This window comes from Clostridium sp. CTA-7, assembly GCF_054768095.1.
In genome coordinates this window covers 1-3,233 of the sequence record NZ_BAAAAV010000020.1, presented here as the reverse complement: position 1 = coordinate 3,233, position 3,233 = coordinate 1, and the positions used below count along the sequence as shown (strand labels likewise).

2 protein-coding genes, 2 tRNA genes, 2 rRNA genes and 1 pseudogene are annotated in these 3,233 nt (G+C 27.3%); 6 read left to right on the top strand and 1 reads right to left on the bottom strand.

What is annotated here, in order from left to right; genetic code table 11:
- The first annotated feature begins 26 nt into the window (after window positions 1–26).
- The 5 genes and pseudogenes from rrf (ACYUEX_RS18595) to ACYUEX_RS18575 all read left to right on the top strand — a co-directional run bounded on the left by rrf (ACYUEX_RS18595) (window position 27) and on the right by ACYUEX_RS18575 (window position 1,015).
- Window positions 27–143, top strand: a 5S ribosomal RNA gene (gene rrf, locus ACYUEX_RS18595).
- A 6-nt stretch (window positions 144–149) separates the two neighbouring features.
- Window positions 150–225: transfer RNA gene (locus ACYUEX_RS18590), tRNA-Lys, on the top strand.
- 193 nt (window positions 226–418) lie between these two features.
- Window positions 419–547 (top strand): annotated as a pseudogene (gene ldh, locus ACYUEX_RS18585) (L-lactate dehydrogenase); the annotation flags it as partial.
- A 269-nt stretch (window positions 548–816) separates the two neighbouring features.
- Window positions 817–933, top strand: a 5S ribosomal RNA gene (gene rrf, locus ACYUEX_RS18580).
- A gap of 6 nt (window positions 934–939) precedes the next feature.
- Window positions 940–1,015, top strand: a tRNA-Lys gene (locus ACYUEX_RS18575).
- 85 nt (window positions 1,016–1,100) lie between these two features.
- Here the strand turns inward: ACYUEX_RS18575 and ACYUEX_RS18570 are convergent.
- Window positions 1,101–1,850 carry a signal peptidase II gene (locus ACYUEX_RS18570; RefSeq protein WP_411169164.1) on the bottom strand — a complete coding sequence of 250 codons (750 nt, stop codon included), beginning with the start codon at window positions 1,848–1,850 and terminating at the stop codon, window positions 1,101–1,103.
- A 172-nt stretch (window positions 1,851–2,022) separates the two neighbouring features.
- Between ACYUEX_RS18570 and ACYUEX_RS18565 the strand changes: the two genes are divergently transcribed.
- Window positions 2,023–2,826: a pyruvate, water dikinase regulatory protein gene (locus tag ACYUEX_RS18565; RefSeq protein ID WP_411169163.1), complete on the top strand. Its 804-nt coding sequence runs from the start codon at window positions 2,023–2,025 to the stop codon at window positions 2,824–2,826.
- The last annotated feature ends 407 nt before the right edge of the window (window positions 2,827–3,233 follow it).

The window sequence follows — 3,233 nt, the reverse complement described above, 5'->3', positions numbered from 1 at the left end:
TGCAATTTTCAGAGAACACTCTGATATCTGGTGATGATGGCGTAGAGGAAACACTCCTTTCCATTCCGAACAGGAAAGTTAAGCTCTACAGCGTCGATGGTACTGCATGGGAAACTGTGTGGGAGAGTAGAACGTTGCCAGGTTATTATGCGTTATTAGCTCAGTTGGTAGAGCACCTGACTCTTAATCAGGGTGTCCCGGGTTCGATCCCCTGATGACGCACCAAATCCTAAACTTTTGTTTAGGATTTTTTTTTATAAATTTTAAAATATTTAATATTTAATAAATAATATTTATAATCTAGTTTATACGAAATAATATAAGACTAATATTAATATATAATTTATAGATAAATAAAATTGAAGTAATTAAATAAAACTTAAAGTGAAGTATTAATTAGCCACTTAAAAACGAAAAAATAGACATAATAGAGATTGGATTAGTTGAAGCTATTACGGCATTTAGTTTAATAACTCAATAGGTTTGTAATGAAGTGCTTATGATAGATATTAATAGGGAAAAGGATCTTGGAGAAGTAATGGATCTAAAATGTTTATATAGATTAAGTTTTAGAAACTGAACAAGCTAGTTTAGAAGTTTATAATAGAATATCAATATTATATTTTATAAATTAAAGTATAATATTAAGTTTAAAAATTCAATAAGAAAGTTATATTAGAGTTAGCTTAATTAAAACATTTATGGGGAAATTTAAATTAATTTATATTAAATAATAAAAAAATAAATTAATTTTGAAAAAAATGTTGACATGTGGACAATATATCTATATAATAAGTTCTTGTTGAGAGAAAAATATCTGGTGATGATGGCGTAAAGGAAACACTCCTTCCCATTCCGAACAGGAAAGTTAAGCTTTATAGCGCCGATGGTACTGCATGGGAAACTGTGTGGGAGAGTAGGACGTTGCCAGGTTCATAGGGTTTACTAGCTCAATCGGTAGAGCACTTGACTTTTAATCAAGGTGTACCGGGTTCGATTCCCGGGTAAGCCACCAAAAATCACTTCATTAATGAAGTGATTTTTTAATAGGAACTTGCTTAGCATTATATATAAAAAGAAAGGGACATGTCCCTTTCTTTTTATTTTCTTAATATATCATCTTTCATAAATTTAAAAAATTTCTTTACAGAGTTCAAATCATCATTTAATGTTGATGAATCTTCTTCTTTAAAATATCCTTTTGTGTATATTAACATTATAAAAAATAAAATTCCTAAATTTATATACATATCCTTTATATCTGCTATAAATAAATTACTAATTCCTATAAAGTCTAGACTTCCACCATAAAATACTTTATCTATAAATGAACATAAAGCACCAGCCATAATAAATAAAAATGACATATCAGACCAGAAGTCTTTATTTCCTTTAGATAAATAGTATCTATAGAGTTCTATAAATAGAACTAATGCAATTCCATTTAATATTATTAAAGCAGAAAATCCAACTCCAAGTCCAAATCTAGCATTTAACCAAGAACCATCAGTGTTTATTATTGGATTAAATGAAAGAAATTTAGGGATAATTTCAAAATATTTATCAAAAAAGAAAAATTTAATCACTAGCTTTATTCCTTGATCTATTAGCATAAGTATGAAAAAAATAATTAATATTATTTTACTAGTGAAGCCTTTAGGATATTTATTAGATACAAAATAAATTATCCAACCAGTTACTGCAAATAAAATAGTTAATAATAAATTTAGTGATAAAGTATAAACACTATCTACTCTTCCAGTAATAATCTCAAATGCAAAGTATAATAGCCACATTATCGGAAGTATCCCGATGGTAATCCATTTATCCTTATTAAATTTGTTATTCATGTTATCCTCCTAGAGAAACTTTAAGATATTAAGATTTTATCATATATAAATATAAAATTCATATAAGTATAACAATTTATTTTAAATACTGATATAATTAAAGAGAAAATACTGAATATTTACGTTATTTAGATAAATAATAAAGTAATGATATACATAGGAGGGGATTGAGTTGTTAAAAATTTTTGCAGTTTCAGATTCTATAGGGGAAACAGCAGAGCAAGTTGCATTAGCAGCAGCGAGTCAATTTAAAGGTGAGGTAGAGGTTAAAAGAGTACCATATGTAAATGGGTTAGAAGATGTAGAGGAACTAATTAGAGAAGTAAGTGAATCTGACAAAAGTGTGATAGTTTCTACAATAATAACAGTTAGTGTAAGAGAGTACTTAACACAAAAGTGTGTAGAAAAGAATATATCAGTAGTAAATGTGTTAGGACCAATTATAAATGTTGCATCATCAATATTAAATAAAATGCCAGACAATAACCCCGGAGCTATGAGAAAAACAGATGAAGTTTATTTTAAAAGAATTGAAGCTATGGAGTTTGCTATGCAATATGATGATAGTAAAGACTATAGAGGATTAAAAAATGCTGATGTTGTACTTATAGGGTTATCAAGAACATCTAAAACACCATTATGTATGTATTTAGCTAATAAAGGAATAAAAGCAATAAATATACCACTTATGCCTGAAGTAGAAATACCTAATGAACTTTTTGAGATAGATAAGAAAAAGATATTTGGATTAGTAATCAATCCATTGCAGCTAATTGAAATAAGAAAGCGAAGATTAGATAAATTCCATAGGATGCCAACAGGTATAGAATATGCCAGTGATGCAAGAATTTTAGAAGAGTTTGATTTTGCAGATAGAATAATGAGAAGGTTAGGCTGCAGAACTATAGATGTCACTCAAAGAGCAATTGAAGATACAGCATTAATAATAGTAAAAGCATTAGGTCATGAAAAATAAAATATAATAATGATGTTATCTAGAACTATTTGTTTATTTTTAGATAACATCTAATTAAGAATCTTTATATACAAATTTATATAAAGATAAAAACTAATTACAAAACAAGTGTTTTTAGAACAGAAATATAATTTTATTAAAAAATATATAAAAATATGTTGACGTAAGTGTTTTTTAGTGATAATATTTATTTATCGCCTAAAAGACGTCAAATATTTTAAAAAATTATAGAAAATATGTTGACATAAGTTGATTAGGATGATAAGATAAGAAAGTCGCTTGAGGGCGATGAAGAAAATGGTCTTTGAAAATTGAACAGAATATAAGTTAAGTAAACAAACCAGCAATTCTTTTAGACGTCTTAAAATTAAGACTCAAAGTAATTTGAGCAAAGAGATTAAACTTTT